The organism is Aeromicrobium sp. P5_D10 (assembly GCF_054049535.1).
Genome location: NZ_JBFUME010000005.1, coordinates 364,060 through 386,437, shown reverse-complemented (window position 1 = coordinate 386,437; position 22,378 = coordinate 364,060). Strand labels below are relative to the sequence as shown.

General features: G+C 66.5%; 22 protein-coding genes. 8 read left to right on the top strand and 14 right to left on the bottom strand.

Features of this window, described 5'->3' with window-relative positions; genetic code table 11:
- Window positions 1-16: 16 nt before the first annotated feature.
- From ACXJKC_RS12215 to ACXJKC_RS12165, 11 genes are read right to left on the bottom strand one after another with little or no spacing between them, the layout of a single operon-like run.
- On the bottom strand, window positions 17-1,195 hold the full coding sequence (locus ACXJKC_RS12215; RefSeq protein WP_456696990.1) for a thiolase domain-containing protein: 1,179 nt from the start codon (window positions 1,193-1,195) through the stop codon (window positions 17-19).
- Window positions 1,180-2,715 carry a class I adenylate-forming enzyme family protein gene (locus ACXJKC_RS12210; protein WP_456696989.1) on the bottom strand — a complete coding sequence of 512 codons (1,536 nt, stop codon included), beginning with the start codon at window positions 2,713-2,715 and terminating at the stop codon, window positions 1,180-1,182. Before ACXJKC_RS12210 ends, ACXJKC_RS12215 begins: the two co-directional genes overlap by 16 nt.
- Window positions 2,708-3,337: a carboxymuconolactone decarboxylase family protein gene (locus ACXJKC_RS12205; RefSeq protein ID WP_456696988.1), complete on the bottom strand. Its 630-nt coding sequence runs from the start codon at window positions 3,335-3,337 to the stop codon at window positions 2,708-2,710. The genes ACXJKC_RS12210 and ACXJKC_RS12205 overlap by 8 nt, the downstream gene beginning before the upstream one ends.
- Window positions 3,334-4,041, bottom strand: coding sequence for an ABC transporter ATP-binding protein (locus ACXJKC_RS12200; RefSeq protein ID WP_456696987.1), 708 nt, complete (start codon window positions 4,039-4,041; stop codon window positions 3,334-3,336). Before ACXJKC_RS12200 ends, ACXJKC_RS12205 begins: the two co-directional genes overlap by 4 nt.
- On the bottom strand, window positions 4,034-4,762 hold the full coding sequence (locus tag ACXJKC_RS12195; RefSeq protein ID WP_456696986.1) for an ABC transporter ATP-binding protein: 729 nt from the start codon (window positions 4,760-4,762) through the stop codon (window positions 4,034-4,036). The genes ACXJKC_RS12200 and ACXJKC_RS12195 overlap by 8 nt, the downstream gene beginning before the upstream one ends.
- Window positions 4,759-5,745, bottom strand: coding sequence for a branched-chain amino acid ABC transporter permease (locus ACXJKC_RS12190; protein WP_456696985.1), 987 nt, complete (start codon window positions 5,743-5,745; stop codon window positions 4,759-4,761). Before ACXJKC_RS12190 ends, ACXJKC_RS12195 begins: the two co-directional genes overlap by 4 nt.
- The gene (locus ACXJKC_RS12185; protein ID WP_456697060.1) at window positions 5,729-6,529 is read right to left on the bottom strand and encodes an ABC transporter permease subunit; all 801 of its coding nucleotides are present in this window, start codon (window positions 6,527-6,529) and stop codon (window positions 5,729-5,731) included. Before ACXJKC_RS12185 ends, ACXJKC_RS12190 begins: the two co-directional genes overlap by 17 nt.
- A 39-nt stretch (window positions 6,530-6,568) precedes the next feature.
- The gene (locus ACXJKC_RS12180; RefSeq protein WP_456696984.1) at window positions 6,569-7,879 is read right to left on the bottom strand and encodes an ABC transporter substrate-binding protein; all 1,311 of its coding nucleotides are present in this window, start codon (window positions 7,877-7,879) and stop codon (window positions 6,569-6,571) included.
- Window positions 7,880-7,910: 31 nt separating this feature from the next.
- On the bottom strand, window positions 7,911-8,711 hold the full coding sequence (locus ACXJKC_RS12175) for a cyclase family protein (protein ID WP_456696983.1): 801 nt from the start codon (window positions 8,709-8,711) through the stop codon (window positions 7,911-7,913).
- A gap of 37 nt (window positions 8,712-8,748) precedes the next feature.
- A complete protein-coding gene (locus ACXJKC_RS12170) occupies window positions 8,749-9,720 on the bottom strand; it encodes a fumarylacetoacetate hydrolase family protein (RefSeq protein WP_456696982.1) in 972 nt (323 codons plus the stop codon).
- A 47-nt stretch (window positions 9,721-9,767) separates the two neighbouring features.
- On the bottom strand, window positions 9,768-11,465 hold the full coding sequence (locus ACXJKC_RS12165) for a helix-turn-helix domain-containing protein (protein ID WP_456696981.1): 1,698 nt from the start codon (window positions 11,463-11,465) through the stop codon (window positions 9,768-9,770).
- Window positions 11,466-11,578: 113 nt separating this feature from the next.
- On the opposite strand from ACXJKC_RS12165, the gene ACXJKC_RS12160 reads away from it, so the two are divergent.
- Together ACXJKC_RS12160 and ACXJKC_RS12155 are read left to right on the top strand one after the other, a co-directional pair.
- The gene (locus tag ACXJKC_RS12160) at window positions 11,579-12,187 is read left to right on the top strand and encodes a TetR/AcrR family transcriptional regulator (protein WP_456696980.1); all 609 of its coding nucleotides are present in this window, start codon (window positions 11,579-11,581) and stop codon (window positions 12,185-12,187) included.
- A gap of 69 nt (window positions 12,188-12,256) precedes the next feature.
- Window positions 12,257-13,687 (top strand): glycosyltransferase family 2 protein, encoded by a 1,431-nt coding sequence (locus ACXJKC_RS12155; protein ID WP_456696979.1) that lies wholly within the window; start codon window positions 12,257-12,259, stop codon window positions 13,685-13,687.
- 4 nt (window positions 13,688-13,691) lie between these two features.
- On the opposite strand, the gene ACXJKC_RS12150 is transcribed toward ACXJKC_RS12155, so the two are convergent.
- The gene (locus ACXJKC_RS12150) at window positions 13,692-14,117 is read right to left on the bottom strand and encodes a hypothetical protein (RefSeq protein WP_456696978.1); all 426 of its coding nucleotides are present in this window, start codon (window positions 14,115-14,117) and stop codon (window positions 13,692-13,694) included.
- A 174-nt stretch (window positions 14,118-14,291) separates the two neighbouring features.
- Here ACXJKC_RS12150 and ACXJKC_RS12145 point away from each other — a divergent pair, with 174 nt between their 5' ends.
- The 4 genes from ACXJKC_RS12145 to ACXJKC_RS12130 are packed head-to-tail and all read left to right on the top strand — an operon-like array spanning window position 14,292 to window position 17,296.
- On the top strand, window positions 14,292-15,194 hold the full coding sequence (locus tag ACXJKC_RS12145; RefSeq protein ID WP_456696977.1) for a Rossmann-like and DUF2520 domain-containing protein: 903 nt from the start codon (window positions 14,292-14,294) through the stop codon (window positions 15,192-15,194).
- A 2-nt stretch (window positions 15,195-15,196) separates the two neighbouring features.
- On the top strand, window positions 15,197-16,048 hold the full coding sequence (panC, locus tag ACXJKC_RS12140; protein WP_456696976.1) for a pantoate--beta-alanine ligase: 852 nt from the start codon (window positions 15,197-15,199) through the stop codon (window positions 16,046-16,048).
- Window positions 16,049-16,050: 2 nt separating this feature from the next.
- Window positions 16,051-16,485: an aspartate 1-decarboxylase gene (panD, locus tag ACXJKC_RS12135; RefSeq protein ID WP_456696975.1), complete on the top strand. Its 435-nt coding sequence runs from the start codon at window positions 16,051-16,053 to the stop codon at window positions 16,483-16,485.
- 10 nt (window positions 16,486-16,495) lie between these two features.
- On the top strand, window positions 16,496-17,296 hold the full coding sequence (locus ACXJKC_RS12130) for a type III pantothenate kinase (protein ID WP_456696974.1): 801 nt from the start codon (window positions 16,496-16,498) through the stop codon (window positions 17,294-17,296).
- On the opposite strand, the gene ACXJKC_RS12125 is transcribed toward ACXJKC_RS12130, so the two are convergent.
- Complete coding sequence (locus ACXJKC_RS12125) at window positions 17,208-17,606, bottom strand: ArsR/SmtB family transcription factor (RefSeq protein ID WP_456696973.1); 399 nt, start codon at window positions 17,604-17,606, stop codon at window positions 17,208-17,210. The two genes, ACXJKC_RS12130 and ACXJKC_RS12125, sit on opposite strands and share 89 nt — an antisense overlap.
- Window positions 17,603-18,031, bottom strand: coding sequence for an SRPBCC domain-containing protein (locus tag ACXJKC_RS12120; protein WP_456696972.1), 429 nt, complete (start codon window positions 18,029-18,031; stop codon window positions 17,603-17,605). The genes ACXJKC_RS12125 and ACXJKC_RS12120 overlap by 4 nt, the downstream gene beginning before the upstream one ends.
- A gap of 142 nt (window positions 18,032-18,173) precedes the next feature.
- Between ACXJKC_RS12120 and lysS the strand changes: the two genes are divergently transcribed.
- Both lysS and ACXJKC_RS12110 read left to right on the top strand, forming a co-directional pair.
- Entirely contained in the window at window positions 18,174-19,667 is a 1,494-nt protein-coding gene (gene lysS, locus ACXJKC_RS12115; protein WP_456697059.1) for a lysine--tRNA ligase, read from the top strand.
- 136 nt (window positions 19,668-19,803) lie between these two features.
- A complete protein-coding gene (locus ACXJKC_RS12110) occupies window positions 19,804-22,314 on the top strand; it encodes an ATP-dependent Clp protease ATP-binding subunit (RefSeq protein WP_456696971.1) in 2,511 nt (836 codons plus the stop codon).
- Window positions 22,315-22,378: the final 64 nt, after the last annotated feature.

The following is a 22,378-nucleotide window of genomic DNA, read 5'->3' as shown; positions in this document are numbered from 1 at the left end:
GGACGGCCCGGGTCGCCTACTCGGTCGCCGCCAGGACGCTGACATGGTTGGCGACAGCGAGCCCGCCCATGTTGTGCACAGCGGCGAGCCGGGCCTGTGGGATCTGCACTCCGGGGAACGTCCCGGTCAGCTGCATCGAGGCGAGTACGTGCTGGGAGACGCCGGTTGCGCCGACCGGATGGCCCTTGGACTTCAATCCGCCTGACGGATTGACGGCCAGCGCTCCGCCAGGCAACACCGTCCCGTCGTCGAGGACTCGGTGTCCCTGTCCCTGCGGAGCGAGGCCGATCGCCTCGTACATGATCAGTTCCGCGATCGTGAAGCAGTCGTGCAACTCCACCAGGTCGAGGTCGGAGAGCCCGGCGCCGGCGGCAGCGAGCGCCTTGTCCCAGGCGAGCCGGGTCGCGGCGAACGCCAACGGGTCCCGCTTGGCCTTCGGGAGGAAGTCGTTCGCACTGGCCCAGCCGGCCACCCGCACCGCAGGATGGCGGGAGGACGTTGCGCTGCCGCCGAGCACCAGCGCTGCCGCACCGTCGGAGACCGGCGAACAGTCGGTCCTTCGCAAGGGGGTGGCGACGACCGGATTGCGGTCCGAGGCTGTCGAGCAGAACTCCTCGCCGAGGTCCTTGCGCAGGTGCGCGTACGGATTCGATGCGCCGAGTCGGTGACTCTTGGCGGCGATCCGTCCGAGGGTGTCGCCGACGGGTCCGTACCGGCGTTCGTACTCGATCGCGACCTCGGCGAACAGCCCTGCGAATCCGGTCTCCGACGTCGTGCCGGCCGCGTCGTAGTCGGCACCGAGCAGCGCGGCACCGACCGTGGCTGCGGGAACGCCAGACATCTTCTCGGCGCCGATGACCAGGACGGTCTGCGCAGTCCCGGCCATCAGGTGCGTCAGCCCGGTGTGCACCGCCGCCGATCCCGATGCGCAGGCGTTCTCGACCCGCAGGGCAGGCGTGCCGAACAGCGAGTCGTCGATCTGCAGCGCGAGAGAAGATGCGAAGCCGAGTGGATTGATCCCGGAGTTGAACTGACCGAGCACGATCAGGTCGATGTCCGCAGGATCGACCTCGGCGTCGGCAAGCGCCTCACGCCCGGCGCTGACGATCAGCGATTCCAAGGTTTCGTCGACGCGTTTGCCGAATCGGGTGTGTCCCCAGCCGAGGATCAGTGGACCGTCTACCAACCTTGCCATGTCTGACGCAGCTCCTTCTTGTCGATCTTGCCGACGGCCGTCACGGGGAGCGACGACACGACGATGACCTGTTTGGGTCGTTTGTAGGTGGTCAGCGCCTCGCGGGCCGCGGACGTGACGGCCGCGGCGGTCACGTCGGGGCCGTCGGGCACGATGAACGCGACGACGGCTTCGCCCCAATCGGGGTGCGGGATGCCCGTGACGGCGACTTCCCGGACACCGGGGACTCTCGCCAGGACTTGTTCGACCTCGGTCGAGTACACGTTGAGACCGCCCGTGATGATCATGTCCTTCTTGCGGTCGACGAGGTACAGATAGCCGTCCTCGTCGAGGTAGCCCAGGTCACCGGTGTGCAGCCACCCGTCGCGCAGTGCTTCGGCGGTCTCTGCGTCGCGTCCGAGGTAGCCCGTCATGGTGTACGCCGTGTCGGCCGTGACTTCGCCGACCTCACCCGGCCCGCAGGGCGATCCGTCCTCGCGTCGCACGACGAGCTGCGCCATGACGACGGACTGCCCGCAGCTCGCGAGCCGGTGGGTGTCGCGATCGAGCCGGTGGTCGTCGCGGCGGAACCGGGTCAGAAAATTGGGTGCCTCGGACTGCGCGTACAGCTGCATGAACACCGGCCCGAACGTCAGCAGCCCCTGTTCGAGCCGCTCGACGCTGATCGGCGCCGCGCCGTACAGGATCGTGCGGACCGAGCTGGTGTCGAGATCTTCGCGAGCTGTGACAGCGTCGAGCAGCCGGTAGATCATGGTCGGCACCAAGAACAGGTAGCTGATCCGGTCGACGGTGATCTTGTCGACCACTGCCTCGATGTCGAAGCCCTCCTCGACGAACACCGAGGCGCCCTTCAGTAGCGCCGCCTGCAGCAGGAAGCCCGCACTGTGCGGCAACGGCGAGGTCAGCAGCAGTGCGTCCTCGGCGACGATCTCCATCTCGACGACATGCGACAACAGATTGGCCGCCATGCCGCGCTGGGTGTGCAGGACGCCTTTCGGCTGCCCGGTTGTGCCGCCGGTGTACATGATCAGCGCGCGTGTGTCGGCCGGCACCGCTGGCTCTTCGGCGAGCGGGGTATGTGCAACGGCCCTCGTCCAGCCGTCAGCTCCGTCAATCCCGTCAGCGCTGTCGCGGACTATCGTGAGCGGCTCGGCGCCCAGCGCGCGGGCGGTCGCGATCGAGGCCAGGTGATCGGTCTCGACGAAGCAGACCCGCGCTCCGGAATCGGCCAGGATGTACGCCTGCTCATCGGTTGACAGCATCAGATTCAGCGGCACCTTGGCTGCACCGAGCAGGACGATCGCCAGGTCGGCGATGACGTACTCGGCACCGTTGCGCAAAATCAGCGCGACCGGATCGCCGGGGCCGATGCCCAGATCCGCCAGGTGCCCGGCAACGGCCCGGGCACTGCGCTCCAGGTCGGCGTACGTCCAGACCCGGCCACCGGCCACCAGGGCGCGACGGGTGCGGTGTCGTTGCAGGGCCGGCCAGAGGTAGTCCCGCAGGATCGCCTCAGTCATCTCGTTGATCCTGTCCTTCTGTGTCTGTGCGACTGTCGGTGGGCAGCGGGGTGCGGGCCACCCGCATCGCGAGGCCGAACGCTCGATACAGCCCGGTCAGCCAAACGATCTCCTGCAGCCGGGGCCAGTCGAGCAGGGCGACGGTCCGTTCGAACGTCGGGTCGTCGAGATCGCCGTCGTCGACGAGGCGGCGGGCGACCTCGTGGACCGTCCTCAAGGGATCCTCGAACCGGGGGACATCCCCCGAACGCAGCTGCTCGCCCGCGCCGGGATCCAGACCCGCGGCCACCGCGATCGGCAGGTGCCCGGCCCACATGAAGCCGGACTCCTCCGCGACCGCGACGACCAGGATCACCAGCTCACGTTCCAGGACGGACAGCCCGGCGTCGCGGAAGCTGGTCGCGGCGTCCAGCACCGCACCGCCGACCTGCGGGCTCGCGGCCATGAGGTCGAACGGTCCGATGAGCCGCCCGGAGGGGTCGATCGGGCTGATCCCGACCGCGCCCCCTCCCCAGTCGTGCTCGATCCGGTCCCGCAGCCTTTGCTGTGCCTGGTCGAGGGGGCCGGCGGTGGTCCACGGTGCCCGTCCCAGGAGGCCGGGCCGGTCAGAAGACTGCGTCACTGATCCCCCAAGTAGGCCTTGCGGACATCGTCGGAGGCCAGTAGCGCCTCGCCGGTGTCCTCGAGGACGACCAGGCCGTCGGCCAGGACGTAGCCGCGGTCAGACATCTCCAGGGCCTTTTGCATGTTCTGCTCGGCCAGGAGCACCGTGACCCCCTCGGCGGTGATGCGTTCGAGGGTCGCGAACACCTCCTGGACGATGATCGGGGCCAATCCCAGTGACGGTTCGTCGAGCACCAGCAGGGCCGGCTGCGACACGAGCGCCCGACCGAGCGCGACCATCTGCTGTTCGCCGCCGGACATGGTTCCGGCCAGTTGTTTGGGACGACGTCCCAGGATCGGGAACATGTCGTAGACCTGGTCGAGGGAGCCGGTCGCCCGTCGCTTGGCCGCCGGATGGTGCAGCCCGAGTAGCAGATTGTCGCGGACCGACATCTCCTTGAACAGCCGCCGGCCTTCCGGCACGAGCGCGATTCCGAGTGCCGGCCGATAGGTGGCTGCGCGTCCGGTGATGTCCTCGCCGTCGAACACGATGCTTCCGCCGCTGATCGGCTGCATTCCCATCAGCGCCTGTACCAGGGTGCTCTTACCGGCGCCGTTCGAGCCGACCAGCGAGACCACTGATCCGCGTTCGACGCGCAGGTCGACGCCGCGCAGTGCCGCCGCCTCGCCGTAGTTGACGACCAGCCCGTTCAGCTCAAGCATTGACCTCTCCTCCCAGATATGCCGCGATGACGTTCGGATCGGCCAAAACGTCGTCCGGTCGGCCGCTGGCCAGATTCCGTCCCTGGTTCAGGACGTACATACGGTCGGCCAGGCTCGCGACCGCGCGCACGTTGTGCTCGATGTAGACCACGGCGACGCCGCTGTCGCGCAGCGAGGCGATCAGCGCCATCCCGGCCGCTGCTTCGGACGGATTGAGGCCGCCCAGCACCTCGTCGAGCAGGATGAGCTGCGGATCCAGCGCCAGGGCGCGGGCGATCTCCAAGAACTTGCGTTCGTGCAAAGTCAGCACGTCGACGGTGTTGTCGGCATGGGCCGCCAGGCCCACCCGCTCGAGCACTGCGCGGGCCCGATCCAGTGCCGCGATCCGGGTCAACCGGTCGCGTCCGAACATCGCCGATGTCGCGACGTTCTCGACGACCGTGAACGATCCCAGCGGGCGGGGGACCTGGAACGTCCGCGCGATCCCCGCCTGCGCGCGATGGTGTGGAGCCGACCGGGTGATGTCCTTGTCGGCGAATCCGATCGATCCGGCACTGACCGGGTGCGAGCCCGCGATACAACTCAGCAGGGTGGTCTTGCCCGATCCGTTGGGACCGACGAGACCGACGATCTCACCGGCGGTGACCTCCAGGCTGACCCGGTCGAGGGCGGTCACTCCGCCGAAGCGCTTGGTGACGTCGACACAGCGAAGCAGCGTCATCGTGCTCCTCCTTTGATGGTGCGCGTGGGAGCGAAGCGGGTGATGAATCCCGACACGCCGTGCGGCATCAGCGCGATCACCACGACCAGGCTGAGCCCGACGATGACCTGGGCGAGCTCTGCCGAGCCGAGGCCGAGCAGCGCCTCACGCAAGGTGACGACGAGGGCGGCGCCGATGACCGGGCCCCACCAGCGCGTCATCCCGCCGAGGATCGCCATCATGATGACGAACAACGGGATGTTGAGCGCGAACACCGCCCCGACCTCGACATAGCCGAGGAAGACCGCCTGGGGTGCGCCCGCCAGCCCGGCCAGGGCGCCACTGATCGCGAATGTGACGACCTTGTAGCGGTAGGTCGGCACTCCCAGCGACTCGGCGACCGCCTCGTCGTCACGGATCGAACGCAAAGCCGTGCCCCAGCGGGTGTTGGCGGCCGCGATCGCGACGGCACCGCAGAGGGCGACCAGGAGCGCGGCGACGATGAACAGGTGCCGGGTGTCCGAACCGATCCAACTATCGGCGGTGTGCTCGCGGACGAAGACGCCCGTGCCGCCGTCGAGGAACGCCACATTCGACACGACGGTCATGACGATGAAGGCCATTGCCAACGTGATGAGACCGAACAGGTCGCCGGCGAAACGCGGTGATGCGAACACCGCCAGTCCGACGACCAGCGCGAGCGCCCCGGCGACGAGACCCGCGACGAGCAGGGCCACGATGAACGGCATCTCCGTCGACCGGAGCATGGCTGCTGCGGCGTAGGTCCCGATCCCGAAGAACACGCCGTGGCCGAAGCTGGCATAGCCGGAGTTGCCCGAGAACATGCTCCAACTGAGGGCCAGACAGATCCAGATCAGGAACTGGAACCCGAACGTGACGGCGAAGTTCGTGCCGAGCGTCGGCACCAGCGCGATTGCCAGGGCCACGCCGGCGGCCAGCACGATGAGCGGCCGGCGCATGGATGGATCAAGCCAGTGATTCACGGGTGACTCCTGAGGTGAGGCGCTCTTTGGCGAGACGCGCCAGCGGTTGGAGGGCGAGGAAGGCGAACAGCAGACCGAACGTCACGGCCGGTGCCCACTGCGGGGGGAACCACAACGACCAGGCGTTCTGGACGACCATCAGGACGATCGCCGCGAGCAGGGCTCCCAGAGGACGTCCGAGACCGCCGAGGAGCGTGGCGACGACCACGATGCCGATCCAGTGCAGTGGCAGACCGGGTGACAGCGGCATCTTCATCGCAACGACCATCCCGGCGGCAGCGGCGCTGGCCGATGCGAGACCCGAGATGACCAAGGTGATGGGCAGGATCTGGACACCGAGGGTCTCGGCCACCGCCCCGTCCTGGCGCATCGCCTGGACGGCCCGACCCCAACGGGTGCGGTGCAATGCGACGGCCGCGCCGCCGACCAGGATCAGTGCGACGGCGAGTGCGACAAGGTCGATGGGTGCGACCGACAGCGAACCGACCTTGGTGCTCTGGGTCATGCCGTCAGCCAGCCAGGGTCGCAGACTCAGCAGGTCAGGACTCCAGATCATCGACACGATGCTCTCGGTGACGATGAACAGCGCGAACGTGAGCAGCAGGCTCGTGAACGCCTCGGCCTTGATCAGGTGGAAGAACCACTGCACCGCGACGCCGAGGACGAAGAACGTCGGCACGGTCACCGCGAGGGTCAAGAACGGGTTCCACAGCTGCTCGGTGACCAGTGTGTAGGTGAGATAGGCGCCCAGCAACGTGAGCGAGAGGTGGAAGAAGTCCCTGATGGACCCGCCACACCGCGCCGTGTCAGGAGAGCGGGGCTCTCAGGGCTTGTACTGGATCTCGGCTCCGGCGACGTCCTTGGGCCAGACCAGGACACGCTTGCCGTCCTGGACCTGCGTCACGCGGTTGAAGTCCGAGCCGTAGTTGTTGAACCCGTCGAATGAGACGGTGCCGGCGATCGTGTCGACCTTGTTGGCGTTGAGCCAGGTGATGATTTTGGCGTTGTCGGGCCCGACCTCATTGACCGCGGTCAGCAGGATCTGCCAGGCACCGAGACCGGCGGCCGCCTGGGTCTCCACCAACGGGAACAGCTTCTTGGCCTTGGCGGCCTCGCTGTAGCTCTTGGCGAAGTAGCGGGCGATGTCGGTGTCACCGAGCGGCGGAGTGTTCTCGTACAGCGAGGAGATCAGCATCCCGTCGACCTGGTCCTGCAGTCCGGCGATCGAGGCCGGTGACGGCAGGGCCGCATAGACGCTGCGCGGCTTGTAGCCGATCGCGTCGAATGCCTGATAGATGTTGGTGACGTCGGCGCCGAGCGAGCCCAGGTAGACCAGGTCTGGGTCCTTGCTGGCGATCCGGGTGGCGATCGAGCTGAAGTCGGTCGTCCCCATGTCGTACTCGACCGAGCCGACGACGTCGGTCCCGGCAGCTTCGAGAGCCTTGTCGGCGGCTCCCGCATAGCTGAGCGTGGTCGGGAACTTCGCGGTGGCGAAGAACACCGATTTCGGCGGATTGCCACTGGACTCCAGCGCGTCGACGAACGTCTGTGCCTGGGCGTCGAACATCTTGGCCGGATCAGTCACGCCGCCGCCGATCTGCCAGGCCGGGAAGTGGTTCTCCCCGATGAGCTTGTCGGGGGCGCCATTGGTGGCCGTCGGGTACGCATAGCCGGCCTTGGTGACCGGACCGGCGCCGGCGAGCGTCGCGGCCCCGCCGTACGGACCCATCACGAGGTCGACCTTGCTGCCGATGAGTCGTTCGTAGTTCGACGTCACTTGGGCGGGGGTCGACTGGTCGTCGAGGACCTTCCATTCCAGCGGACGACCGCCGATGCCGCCGCACTTGTTGACCCAGTCGGTCACGAGCTCGCCGACCTCTTCATGCACGAGGCCGGTCGGCGCCAGTGGCCCGGTCAGGCTGAGCGAGGCGCCCACGACGATGGGTTCGCCCGAGGCCTTGGTGCCTTCCGTGCACTCCAGTCCGGCGATGGGTGCCACGAGGGACGCTTCGGCCAGATCGGCTGTGCCGTCATCGTTCTTGGAGGCGTCCTTGACGCCACCGCACGCGGCGACCAGCGCCAGTGCGGCCACGCTTGCGGCGAGAGTGCCGCCGCGCTTGAGGGGGAGATTCATCGTGATGCTCCTAGTTCTGTGGAAGGGGAGGTCAGTCGTTGAGGAAGGCGACGACCCGGCAGGGCGACGCGCTGGTCTTGGGAAGCTTGAGCGGGAAGAAGCCGACCTGGAAGCCGCTGGTCGGCAGCGCCGTCAGATTGTCGAGTTGCTGGATGATGAACGCCTCCTTGTCGGCGATCGCGAAGTGCCCGTCCCACAGCTCCTTGGGATCGCCCGTGGCCTCGTAGGCGGCCTTCATGACCGGGAAAGGTCGGTCCCAGGCCATCGCGTCGGTGCCGAGGATGGTTGCGCCGAGCCCCGTCAGGTAGCGGGTGCCGTCCCCGCTCATGCCCGGGTAGTTGAAGAACTCCGGATCGCTGGGCTGGTAGCGCTCCTGACCCGTGCGCAGCAAGAGAGCGTCACCGTGCTGGACCTCGCGACCCGTTGCGGCGACGGCCTTCTCGAGTGCCTCGACTGCGATGGCCTTGCCGGGTTCGGCCCACTCGCGAACGTCCAGCACCATGCCCGGGGCATACAGCTCCGACAGGTCGATATCACTGATGGTGCGGGCCGGCTTGCCCTCGATGATGCTGCCGCTGTGCAGGGGCGCGTCGACGTGTGTGCCGCAATGCGTGTTCATCTCGGTCAGCCAGTCCTCACCCCAGCCTTCGTGATTGGGCAGGTGCTCGGGCGGGCAGCCGAAGATCTCGGTCATCCGGTCCCGGCCTTCACCGCCCGGGTGGAGGTAATGGATCTTGGGGGCCAGCACAGTCTCCAATGCCTTGTAGGCCTCGGGGACGAGTTCGCGGTTGGCCGGATCGAGTGTCCGGGACAGATCGATGAGCTTGGTCATGATGATTCCTTTCGGGTCGATTCGTGGGTGTTGGCAGCTAGTAGGGGAGCTGGACGCGGTTGCGCAAGATGCCGATGCCTGAGACCTCCAGCTCGACCTCATCGCCGTCCTTGAGCTCCTTGCCGATCTCGACCGGACTGCCGCTGAGGACCGTGCCGGTGCCGATGACCTCGCCGGCGTGGATCGTGCGGCCGAGGCTGAAGTGCGCCACGGCGTCCTCGAACCGGTGGTGCATCGTCGAGCTGGATCCGTGCGACCAGACCTCGCCGTTGACCCGCGCCGTGAGCTCCAGTTCGTAGGGAGAGCCGAGTTCATCCGCGGTGACGATGCACGGCCCGAGGGTGTTGGAGCCGTCGAAGTCCTTGCCGCGTGAGGGGCCGAGCTGTGAATCCATGACGGTCGACTGCAGATCGCGGCAACTCCAGTCGTTGAAGATCGTGTATCCGAAGATGACGTCGGCAGCGTCCTCGACACCCACGTCCTTGGCGGTACGGCCGATCACGGCGGCGAACTCCAGCTCGTAGTCGAGCTGGCGGGTCTCCTGAGGAGCCACGATGACGTCCCCTGGTCCGCTGATCGCGGTGTGGTCGGCGTTGTAGTAGATGACTTGGCGGGAGAACACATCGGGGGTGTCGTACCGTCCGGTCGCCACCAGTCGTTCGTACTCGGCCTCGGGGTCGACGGCCGTCGAGGCCAGCTTGCGTGCCATCCCACGGAATGCGGGTTGCAGGTGCTCGATGAACAGCGAGCAGTCGCGAAGGCGTACCGGGTTCGGCAACGGTGACTTGATCGTCACCCGGTCGAGGTCGAAGGCCGCATCGACGGGGTGGAGCTCGAGCAACTCGGCAGCGTCGGCCAGAGCTGACGGTCCGCCGTCGATCAGATCGAGCATCGAGGCGAAACGCGGATCGCCCTTCGATGCGCGGGTCAGGCTGATGGCGCGTTGCCCCGAGTCGTCGACAGCGCCGACATGTCGTTGGTTGTCGACCGTGAACGCGATGAGCTTCATGGCTTCCTCTCGTCAGTGGACCTCCACCATCGCGAGAGTGACCTGGGTCACCACAGGGCTTGACGAGCCATCAAATCGGTCTGGCGTTGTGACGACGTGACAGGCTCGTCGGCGCGGACGAGTGCATCGGTCAGCGCATACATGCGCAATGCGGTCTCGAGCCGGAAACGGTCCTCGACGTCGCGGACGTCGACCTCGAGCAACTCCTCGATGCGCACGATGCGATTGCGCACCGTGTTGTAGTGGACGTGCAGCGCCGAGGCGGTCGCGGGGAGATGTCGGTCGTGGCCGAGATACACGCGCAAGGTCTCGACGAGATCGGTGCCACGTTGCTCGTCCGCGTCGATCAGCGGTCCGAGTGCATCGCGGACCATGGTGCGCAGGTGATCCAACGGCACGCTCGCCAGCGGGACGATGCCGAGGTCGTGCGCCGTCACGACGGATCCCTTTCCAGCACCTCGCAGTCCGAGTTCGCAGGCCGCACGGGCCTGGTCGTACGACATCGCGTAGTCGCTCAACTCATCGCAGGGCCGGCCCACGCCGGCGACCAGATCGCGGTGCCAGCCCGCCGCGAGCAATGTCACAAGTTGCGCCCGGACGTCTTCGCTCGGCCGGGTGATGTCGATGATCGCCACCAGGCGGCCGCCGCGGACGGCTGTCGTGCATCGCTCGAATGCGGCCTTGAGAGCCACGGCCAGCTGTGAGATCCGGTCGTCCTCATCGCGCCGGCTCCCGACGACGACGACCTGGCCGCGGCGGCTGTCGAGTCCCGTCATGAGGAGTCGTTGGCGAAATGTCGCGGAGTCGACGACCCGACCCTCCAGCAGTTGATCGAGCATCTCGCCACTGAGCCGTTCGGTCGTCCGTTCGCGTTCGCCCAGCCGCAACAGCTGGAGACGAAACAGCCCTACGGCGAGCTCGACAGTCGCTGTGGCGAACTCGTCGAGATCTCGGATGCCGATGACCGAGAGGGTCAATCCGTCCGTGTCGGCCAGTTCACGCCGCAGGACCACGCGAGGGTTGCCATCCTCCAGGGTCCCTGCCGAGCGGACGAGCCGGCCGTCGCGCTGTCGAAGCTCCAGCATGGCCCGGATCTCCAGGGCCAGGAGGTCCAGCGCGGACCCCGCATCGTCCTGGGCGGCGAGACCGGAGGCGAGTGAGGCGCAGGCCCGCTGCGTGTCGAGAGCGCGCTGGTACTCGCGCTCGGCAGCGCTCACCCGCTGCTCGCGTCGTCCATCGACATCGAGCTGGCGCAGCCTGATGGCGAGATCGCGCCCGATCATCTCCAATGTGTCCTGCTCGGCCACCGACCACGGATAGGGATGTCGGTGGGCGGCGTAGAGCACGCCGAGAGCCTGATCCGCCATGAGCAGCGGGACGGTCAGGGTCGCCTCGATGCCCTCGTTGTCGATCAGGCGTTTCAGCAAGGGGACACGGCGTGAATCGTGACGGTAGTCCCGACTCATGTGGGGCTTGCGTTCCAGCGCCACTTTGCCGCCGATGCCCTCACCTACTTTGAGCTGCCAGGCCGAAGCCATCTCGGCCGACGTCACGCCGCAATGCGCGCCCATCACGAGGTAGTCGCCTTCTATCAGCCCTGCCCATGAGACGGCGCAGTCGAGGACTTCGACCACATGGTCGGTCGCGATCTGGAGGGCCTGAGTCGGATCATTTGCCGCGAGCAGGCGGCGCAGGAACACGGTCTCGACTTCAGGGGGCGCGGCGAGGAACAGGGGTGCGGTCATCAGACCCTCCTCGATGTACTGGAGTCCAAAAATGAACTAGAGTACAAAATGTAGCGCACATCACATTGGATCCCCAGATCGTCGCTAGCGACGGCAGGTGCTGGAATGAGGCCATGACCACTTCAGAATCCGCGCCACCCCGGGAATCGGTCGGGGTCCGACGGGAGCGTCGTCGTAGTCAGCGCCGAGACCGTGTCTATGCCGCCGCCGTCGCCCTGTTCACCGAGCGCGGCTATGACGGCACGACGATGGATGACATCGCGGTTCGTGCTGATGTGGCCCGCACGTCGGTGTTCAACTACTTCGAGCGCAAGTCCGCATTCTTGGACGACTGGGCAGCGCGACGTCGTGCACTTGCCTTCGCCGGCGTCACGGACGGGAACGCTCCGCTGGCCGAGCGCCTGACGCAGTTCATGACCGTGCTGGCCGAGACCAGCACGAATTCGCGGAGCGAGACCGTCGCGATGTTCGGCCCAGCCGTTCGGGAGCTGAACCTGCTGGACAACTCCGCATTGGCCGGCGAGCTGGCCGAGCTGATTCGGCAGGCGGGCCCGGATGCGATCGCAGATGGGATCGATCCGATCCTGGTGGCGCTCACCTTGGCGACGGGCTACTTCGCGGTCCTGCAGGCGTGGTGCAAGCCGGATCCCGCGCCATTCGATCTGGGCGATCGCCTTCGGCAGCTGGTTCTGCTCGTCGCTGGCGGGATGACCGCGAAGTAGCGGCGGCTCGCCCGTCGGCGCTCTCGTTATGCTCGACCGGTGGTGAGAATCAGGAGGCGTCTTCGGCGCATGGCCGCATTGCCCCTTGATCGGCTGCGGCAGCGCAACAGACCCGTGCTGAGCATCGTCGTCCCGGTCTACAACGGAGCCGCGCACCTCGACGAGGCATTGACCTCGATCAGGCAGCAGGACTACCGCCGACTCGACATCGTCGTGATCGACGACGGCTCGACCGATGGCAGCCTCGCGATCGCGCGCCGCCACGCCCAGGCCGACCGCCGCGTGACGGTGCTGACGCAGCCCAATGCCGGTGTCGGTGCGGCCAGACGAGCTGCGGTCGCGGTCGCCACAGGCGCCTATCTGACGTTCATCGACGCCGACGACACCGTGACCCGGGGCGGGATCCGGGCCGCGATGGACGGGCTGGAGCAGACCGGCTCCGATCTGGCGGTCATGCCGTACCAGCGGCTGGAGAGTTCGGGGATCAAGCCGGCGGCGCCATGGATCCGTGCCGTGCACGCTAGGCCTGCCCGGCATGTGTCCCTCAACGAGCGGCCCGATGTGCTGGTCAACGCGATCGCCTGCGCCAAGATCTTCCGGCGCGAGTTCTGGGATGCGCAGGCACTCGACTTTCCGACCGTCCTGCTCGCCGGTGACCAGATCGTGACGGCGCGGGCCTACCGAGATGCCGACGGGATCGATATCAGCGGCGTCATGACCTACAACTGGCGGCGCATGGAGTCGTCGATCTCGCAGGGACAGGTCACGGCGGAGGCCGTCCACGCGCGCTTCGATGCGATCGATGCGGTGCTCGAGCTCCTTGCGGAACTGCCCGACGTCCGAGCCGAAAGGGCGCTGCAGTATTTGCGGTACAACGTGCCGAATTCGACGCTCAAGCTCGAGCGCGCCGACGATGCCTACGTCGATGCCCTGTTCGAGCGGGTTCCCCGAGTTGTCGCGGCGGCACCGTCCGATCGTTACGCCGCCGAGGTCCCGGCACAGCACCGGGTGCTGAACGCCCTGCTCGCTGCCGGCGATCGGGCCGCCGTGTGGAGGTTCGTTCAGGCCGAAGGCATGCAGCCAGAGATGCATCCGAGCATCGCGACCGCGGCCGGTCTGGTGGTGCAACTGCCCGGCTGGGGTGTCGGCGACGTCCCGGCCGCGGCGTACGTCCTGACGCCCGAGCAGACCAGCGCGAAGGCGGTCGTTCGGGCCGTGCACCACGACGGACCCGACCTGGTCGTGAACCTCGCCGCCTGGTTCGCCAATGCCGAGCTGCAGGAGCCGTCGCTGCTGGTCAAGACCGACGGGGACATCGCGGACGTCGTCCAGTGGGGCGAGCCGCATGTCGTCACGTCGCGACAGGGCGCCCAGCGTCGCTACGAGCGCTCGGCCTGGACCGTGACCCTGCGCGGTGCGGCGAAGCGGGCTCCGGGCAGCATCACGGTGACCCTCACCGACGGCGAACGCAGCGAAACCGTTTCGGCCAGGCTTCCTTAGTCTGTCAAGTGATCGTCAGAGCCATGGCGGCGATGAACAGCACTGCACACAGCAGGGTGAGGACCAGACCGACCAGCAAGCAGCCCATCGTGCCCTTGCCTTTGGCGGTGGTGGTTCCCTGGGGGCCGAGGGAGCCGGGTTGGCTCAGGTGGGCCGGCGCAGAGTACTCGAGCTGTGGCGGCTGCGACGGGTCCAAGATCAGGCTGGCCGCCCCGACGGGCCGGCGGTGTTCGATGTGGACGCTGACGTGCACCGGACGGTCGGCCGGGATCTCGAAGCGCCAGCGGCCCCAGTCGCACACGTAGCGCTGACCGTCGATAGCCACGGTGGGCTGATAGCCCTTGGCGATGAGACTGCGCCGCAGATCGAGCTCTAAGACTCGACGCGAGGTTGTCGGCGGCCCCGCGTACGAGATCTCTCCAGAGGTCATGCCGAGAAGTCTAGGCAAACACTGGTGCGATGCCGTTTTCTGCCAAGAGATGTGATTTACCGCACGGGCTGGACCCCTAGGCAGGTCGGGCCACGTGGATAAACTGAGGTGGTCAGTTTGTCTGGTACCCGTCAGGGACTGGAACGAAGCGACACCAAGGGAAGGCAACCCCACATGCAGCGTCTCTCCATGGGCATCATCGGAGCGGGCAAGGTCGGTTCTGTGCTCGCGGCACGCTTCCGGACCGCGGGCTATCCGATCGTCGGCGTCAGCGGCCGATCCGAGGCCTCCCGACTGCGCATCAGCACCCTGCTGCCCGGCATCGACGTGCTGAGCCCCGTCGAGATCGCCGAAGCCAGCGAGATCCTGATCCTCGCAGTGCCCGACGACAATCTGATCGCGGTGGCAGAAGAACTCGCTTCCTCCGGCGCGATCCGGGCCGGCCAGTACGTCCTGCACACCAGCGGCCGCCATGGACTCGACGCCCTGGCGTCGTTGACCCGCGTGGGCGCCCGCCCGGTCGCCTTCCACCCGGCCATGACGTTCAGCGGCACAACGGTCGACTTCGAGGGTGCACCGATCTTCGGCCTGACCGCGGCTGAGTCCGAGCGGCCGCTCGCCGAGGAGCTTGTCGAAGCCCTCGGCGGTGTGCCGATGTGGGTCGCCGAATCCGATCGGGCGCTGTACCACGCAGCTTTGGCGCACGGCGCCAATCACCTCGTCACGCTTGTCGCGCAGTCGATGGACCTGTTGCGTGCCGCCGGTGCCGATAACCCGGCAGCAGTGCTGCGTCCCTTGCTGGCCGCCGCGCTCGACAACGTCCTGGCCTATGGCGATGCCGCCCTGACCGGTCCGGTCGTACGGGGCGACGTCACCACGATCCGAGCCCATATCGACGCGCTCGCCGCCGCCGACGTCGACGATGCCACAGTCGATGCCTACCTCGAGCTTGCTCGTGCGACTGCCCGTCGTGCCGGTGCTGATGGACGGCTCGCGCCCTCGACCGCCACGACGATCCGCCAGGTCCTCGACGAGGCCGACTGGGACACCATGGCGCACATCGCGGCCGGGATCTGAGCGTGACGACACCGGTTGTCGTACGGACCCGCAACGAGTTCTCCGCAGCGCGGGGTGCCTCGACGGTTTCGTTCGTGCCGACGATGGGGGCGCTCCACGACGGGCACGTCCAGCTCATGAAACATGCCCGTCCGCTGGCCGAGACGCTGGTCGTCTCGATCTTCGTCAATCCGACGCAGTTCGCGCCCGGCGAGGACTTCGAGGACTATCCGCGGACGTTCGAAGACGATCTCGAGCGGTGTGCCGAGGCCGGCGTCGACATCGTGTTCGCACCCGCGGTGAGCACGATGTATCCGTCGGGCCTCGTCGACACTGTCACGGTCGACCCGGGACCGCTGGGCGGGATCCTCGAAGGCGCGACCCGTCCCACGCACTTCCGGGGCGTCCTGACAGTCGTGTCCAAGCTGCTGGGTCTGGTCCGTCCCGACGTCGCTGTTTTCGGCGAGAAGGACTACCAGCAGCTGACGCTGATCCGCCTGATGGCGCGCGAACTGGCTCTCGGCGTCGAGGTCGTGGGATGCCCGACGGTCCGCGAGGCCGACGGTTTGGCGATGAGTTCCCGCAATCGCTACCTCGATGAGGCCGAGCGTCAGACCGCCGCGGCATTGTCGGCCGCGCTGCGTGCCGGCGCGGCAGTCTCGTCCGCCGGGCCCGATGCCGTGCTCGCCGCGGCCCGCACCGTGATCGACGCGGCCGCGCTCGACCTCGACTATCTCGTGCTGACCGATCCCGATCTCGGCCCCGCGGTGCCGGGGCAGGAGGCGCGGCTGCTCGTCGCCGCGCGCGTCGGCAAACCGCGTCTGCTCGACAACATCGGCCTGACCCTCGGAGACCAATCTCTCGGAAAGAAGTGACCATGCTGCGCACCATGATGAAGTCCAAGATCCATCGGGCGACCGTCACCCAGGCCGACCTGCACTACGTCGGCTCGGTCACGATCGACGAAGATCTGCTCGATGCGGCCAATCTGCTGTCGGGTGAGCTCGTGCACATCGTCGACATCGACAACGGGGCGCGTCTGGAGACCTACACGATCGCCGGCGAGCGCGGCTCCGGCGTCATCGGCATCAACGGCGCAGCGGCCCACCTCGTGCATCCCGGTGACCTGGTCATCCTGATCGCTTATGCGCAGCTTGAGGACGCCGAGGCGCGCACGTTCGAGCCTCATGTCGTGTTCGTCGATGCCGACAACAAGGTCATGACGCTGGGCAGCGATCCGGCAGAGGCGCCGGCGGGTTCGGGATTGACCCGAGGCGACATCGTGGCCAATCCGTTGGTCGCCGCGCGATGAGGCCTCGACCGTGATCCTGCTGTGCCTCGATGTCAGCAACAGCCACACGACGATCGGGGCGTTCGAAAGCGGTGAGCTGATCGAGCACTGGCAGGTGTCATCGGATGAGCGACGGACCTCCGATGAGTGGCAGGTGCTCATCACCGGCCTGGCTCTGCGTTCGGGCATCGAGGACATCGACGCGGTCAGCATCTGCTGCACGGTTCCGACGATTCTGGTCGAGCTCAAAGCGATGCAGGATCGGTACTACCAGGATCTGCCGGTTGTCATCGTCGGTCCCGGTATCAAGACGGGGGTGCCGATCCGCACCGACAATCCGCGCGAGGTCGGCTCCGACCGCATCGTCAACGCCCTGGCCGCCGCCGAGCTGTACGGCGGCCCCGCGATCGTCGTCGATCTCAACGGCACCGCGACGATCTTCGACGTCATCGACGCCGACAACTGCTATATCGGCGGCGCGATATCGCCTGGCGTCGAGCTGTCGCAGGAAGCGCTCGCCCGCCGGGGCGCGCAGCTTCGCAGCGTCGAGCTCGCGCTGCCGCGCGATGTCATCGGCAAGAACACCGTCGACGCGATCCAATCGGGGGTCATCTACGGGTTTGTGGGCCTGGTCGACGGCATGGTCACCCGCATCATCGAATCGCTCGGCGCGGACCCCGACCATGTCACGGTGATTGCGACCGGATCGTTCCCCGAGGCCGTGGTCGACAACTGCTCGACCATCACGACACGGGATCCGTTTCTGACCCTGACGGGGTTGCGGATCGTGCATGAGAAGAACTCGTACCAGCCGTATCCGACCCCGCGCTGATCTGGTTCTCCGCGCGTTCCTTGAGGTCGAACAGTCGACGGCGCCAGGCATTTCTCGCGTCGTCGAGCCAGTCGGCCGCGGGCGCCAAACCCTCGGGTCGCACGTCATGGAGCTTTTCCCGCCCAGAGGTCACAGTGTGGATCAGACCGGCGTGTTCCAGGACCTTGAGGTGTTTCGCGACGGCTTGGCGAGTGATCGGCAGCTCTGCGGCCAGGGCGCCCGTGGCGGTGCGTCCGTCGGCGGCGAGCCGGTTCAGCAGCCAGAGCCGATGCTGATCGCCGAGTGCCGCGAACACGGTAGGAGTGTTCACGCCTCGCTCCACGTCTTGGCGACTGCGAGTTCGGTCTTCCACCCTTCCCTGTTGCCGTCGATCTGTGAACGGAGTTCGACCTCGCCGAGTCCGAGGGTTTCGAAGCCGCTCTCGCGTACTCGCAGGGTCACGCCGCCGTCGCGACCGTCGATCCACATTTCGGTGAGTGTCCCGGGGCCCGTGGGATCGCTTTCGCGCATCAGCCAGCGGTAGGCGATATAGCGGGGTGGCTCCGCGCGGTCGAGGATGATCGGGAACGTCCCGTGTTCGGAGTCGGTGACGTAGGTGACGCCGTCCTGCTCGTCGATGACGTGCTCGCGATATGTGCCGCCGTTGATCCACCAGCCAGGTTCGCTGATCAGTTCCCACACGCGCTCTGCGGTTGCGTCGATGTCGATGGTGTCTTCGATGATGTTGTCGGTCATGAAACCAAATGGTTGCATGTTTTGCGACCAGCCGCAATCCCTGACAAACCCAGATTCTTCGTCTGGTCCAGCGCCACTAGAGTTGGCTTTCGTGAGCGACGCGAGCAATGAACCGGTGACCGAGGACGAACTGCCCGAGCAGATGCGGGTGCGCCTCGACAAGCGCCAGCAGATCATCGGACGCGGCGAGGAGCCCTACCCGGTCGACGTCTTCCGCACCCATACGCTCAAGCAGATCGTCGAGGCGTACGGCGCCGAGGCGCTGGGTCCCGACGTCGCGACCGGTGACATCGTGACCGTTGCCGGCCGGGTCATCTTCGTACGCGGCACCGGCAAACTGGTCTTCGCGGCACTGCGCGAGGGCGACGGCACGCCCCTGCAGGCCATGATCTCCTTGAACGGCGTCGGCGAGGAGCAACTGGCGCTGTTCAAGTCGACCGTCGATATCGGCGACCACCTCGCCGTAACCGGTGAGATCATCACGAGCAAGCGCGGCGAGCTCTCGGTCATGGCCAGTGGCTGGCAGATCGCCGCCAAGACGATCCGGCCGCTGCCCAATGAGCACAACCCGCTCTCGGACGAGGCGCGCAGCCGCATGCGGTACGTCGACCTGATCGTGCGCCCCGAAGCGCGCGACAACGTCCGGGTCAAAGCCAAGGTCATGCAGTCGCTGCGCGCGACGCTCGACCGGCTGGGCTACATCGAGGTCGAGACCCCGGTCCTGCAGCACACCAACGGCGGTGCTGCGGCACGTCCGTTCCGCACGCACGTCAATGCGTACGACGAACCCGCGCTGCTGCGCATCGCGCTCGAGCTGCATCTCAAGCGGGCCCTGGTCGGCGGTATCGACAAGGTCTACGAGATGGCCAAGACATTCCGCAACGAGGGTGTCGACAACACCCACAACGTGGAATTCCTGATGCTCGAGGCCTACGAGGCCTACGGCTCGTACGACACCATGGCGCTGCTGACCCGCGAGCTCGTGCTCGACGCCGCCCGCGCGGTCGGTAAGACCGTCGTGACCGGCCGTGACGGTTCGCCGATCGACCTGGAGGCCGATTGGCGTCACGAGACGGTTCACGGGCTGGTCAGCGAGGCAGTCGGTCACGTTGTCGACATCGACACTTCGGTCGATGATCTGCTGGCTCTGGCGGCCAAGCACGAGGTCGCGTTGCAGCCGGGCTGGGATGCCGGCGAGATCGTGCTGGAGCTGTACGAGAAGCTCGTCGAGCACACGCTGATCCAGCCGACGTTCGTCCGCGACTACCCCGAGTCGGTGCGACCCTTGGCCAAGAAGCACCGCACCAAACCGGGCCTGGTCGAGGCGTGGGACCTGATCATCAACGGCGTCGAGCTGGCTCCGGCGTACTCCGAGCTCAACGATCCGGTCATCCAGCGCGAACGGCTCGAGGAGCAGGCGCGTCAGGCTGCCGCCGGCAACCCCGAAGCCAATGACGTCGACGAGGACTTCCTGCGCGCGCTGGAGTTCGGCATGCCCCCGGCCGGTGGCCTGGGCTTCGGCGTCGACCGTCTCGTGATGCTCCTGCAGGGCGTCGGTATCCGCGACGCGATCTTGTTCCCGACGACGAAGTCGGAGGGAACCGTCAAGGCGAGTCCGACGACACGAGCCGAATAGGGCTGTCCCGGGTTCTGCCGACAGCGAACGGGGGAACGTCTGCGGTGAGATGCCGGTTGAGTTACATATGGACATCCCTGCGTGCGGATTTCCACACCTGACTAAACTGAACTGATAGTCCACAGAGGGGGACGCAATGTTCGAAAGATTTACTGACCGCGCTCGTCGCGTGGTTGTGCTTGCCCAAGAAGAGGCACGCATGCTCAGCCACAACTACATCGGCACCGAGCACATCCTTCTGGGACTGATCCACGAGGGTGAGGGCGTCGCGGCCAAGGCCCTCGAGAGCCTTGATATCTCGCTGGAGGCCGTCCGCGGCCAGGTCGAGGACATCATCGGCCAGGGCCAGCAGGCCCCGAGCGGTCATATCCCGTTCACCCCGCGTGCCAAGAAGGTCCTCGAGCTCAGCCTCCGCGAGGCCTTGCAGCTCGGCCACAACTACATCGGCACCGAGCACATCCTGCTCGGCCTGATCCGCGAGGGTGAGGGCGTTGCCGCGCAGGTTCTGGTCAAGCTCGGCGCAGATCTCAACCGGGTCCGCCAACAGGTCATCCAGCTCGTCAGCGGCTTCCAGGGCAAGGAGGCCGAGAGCGCCGGTGCGCCGAGCGAATCGGCTCCCAGCACGTCCGCCGTGCTCGATCAGTTCGGCCGTAACCTGACTCAGGCCGCCCGCGAGGGCAAGCTCGATCCGGTCATCGGTCGCGATGACGAGGCCGAGCGCGTCATGCAGACGCTGAGCCGTCGCACCAAGAACAACCCGGTCCTGGTCGGCGAGCCGGGCGTCGGCAAGACCGCCGTCGTCGAGAGTCTGGCCCAAGACATCGTCCGCGGCGATGTGCCCGAGACGCTCAAGGACAAGCAGATCTACACGCTCGACCTGGGAGCCTTGGTCGCCGGCTCACGCTACCGCGGCGACTTCGAAGAGCGGCTCAAGAAGGTCCTCAAGGAGATTCGCACTCGCGGCGACATCATCTTGTTCATCGACGAGATCCACACCCTGGTGGGTGCGGGCGCCGCCGAAGGCGCGATCGACGCGGCCAGCATCCTCAAGCCCATGCTGGCTCGTGGTGAGCTGCAGACCGTCGGTGCGACGACGCTCGACGAGTACCGCAAGCACTTCGAGAAGGACGCCGCGCTCAACCGCCGCTTCCAGCCGATCCTGGTCGAGGAGCCCTCGGTCGCCGACACCGTCGAGATCCTCAAGGGTCTGCGTGACCGTTACGAGGCGCATCACCGCGTCTCCATCACCGACGAGGCCCTCGTGGCCGCGGCGACGATGGGCGACCGTTACGTCTCTGATCGCTTCTTGCCCGATAAGGCGATCGACCTGATCGACGAGGCCGGCGCACGCCTGCGCATCCGTCGTATGGCAACGCCGCCGGAGCTGAAGGAGTTCGACGAGCAGATCGGCGACGTCCGTCGTCGTAAGGAAGGCGCGATCGACGCGCAGGACTTCGAGGCCGCTGCCTCGCTGCGCGACGAAGAGAAGCAGCTCATCAACGCCAAGTCGGAGCGGGAGAAGGCCTGGAAGGCCGGCGACCTCGACACCGTCGCGGTCGTCGATGAGCAGCTCATCGCCGAGGTTCTCGCGAAGGCCACGGGTATCCCGGTCGGTCAGCTCAGCGAGGCCGAGTCGAGCCGACTGCTCAACATGGAAGCCGAGCTGCACGAGCGGGTCATCGGTCAGGACGAAGCCATCAAGGCGTTGTCGCGGGCCATCCGCCGTACGCGTGCGGGTCTGAAGGATCCCAAGCGTCCGGGTGGATCGTTCATCTTCGCCGGACCCTCGGGTGTCGGCAAGACGTGGCTGTCGAAGGCGCTCGCGAACTTCCTGTTCGGCGACGAAGACTCCCTGATCCAGCTCGATATGTCCGAGTACAGCGAGAAGCACACCGTCTCGCGTCTGTTCGGCTCGCCTCCCGGCTACGTCGGCTACGAAGAGGGCGGGCAGCTCACCGAGAAGGTGCGGCGCAAGCCGTTCAGCGTCGTGCTGTTCGACGAGATCGAGAAGGCCCACCCCGATATCTTCAACTCGCTGTTGCAGATCCTCGAGGAAGGTCACTTGACCGACGGCCAGGGCCGGGTCATCAACTTCAAGAACGCCGTCGTCATCATGACCACCAACCTCGGTGCGCGTGAGATCTCCAAGGGCGTCAACCTGGGCTTCAGCCAGGCCGGCGACACTGCGGGGTCCTACAACAAGATGAAGGAACGCGTCGCGATCGAACTCAAGCAGCACTTCCGGCCTGAGTTCCTCAACCGCGTCGACGAGATCATCGTGTTCCCGCCGTTGACCCAGGACGAGATCCTGCAGATGGTCGACATGATGATTGCCTCTCTTGAGAAGCGTCTGGTCGAGAAGGACATGACGCTCGAGCTCACCGACGAGGCCAAGGACTTGCTGTCCAAGCGTGGCTTCGATCCGGTGCTCGGTGCTCGTCCGTTGCGCCGTACGGTGCAGCGCGAGATCGAGGACGTCATGGCCGAGAAGCTGCTCTACGGCGAGATCCGTCCTGGCCAGATCGTCATGATCGGTGTCGAGGGCGAAGGCGTCGATGCGACCTTCACGTTCGAGGGCCGCGACAAGGCAGAACTCGCACTGGAAATGCCCGACGTCCCGCCCGCGGTCGAAGCCGGCGTCGAATAACCGAAAAGATGTCGGCGGTTTTAGGTCGTTCCCACCGGGATAACGACCCAAAACCGCCGACATC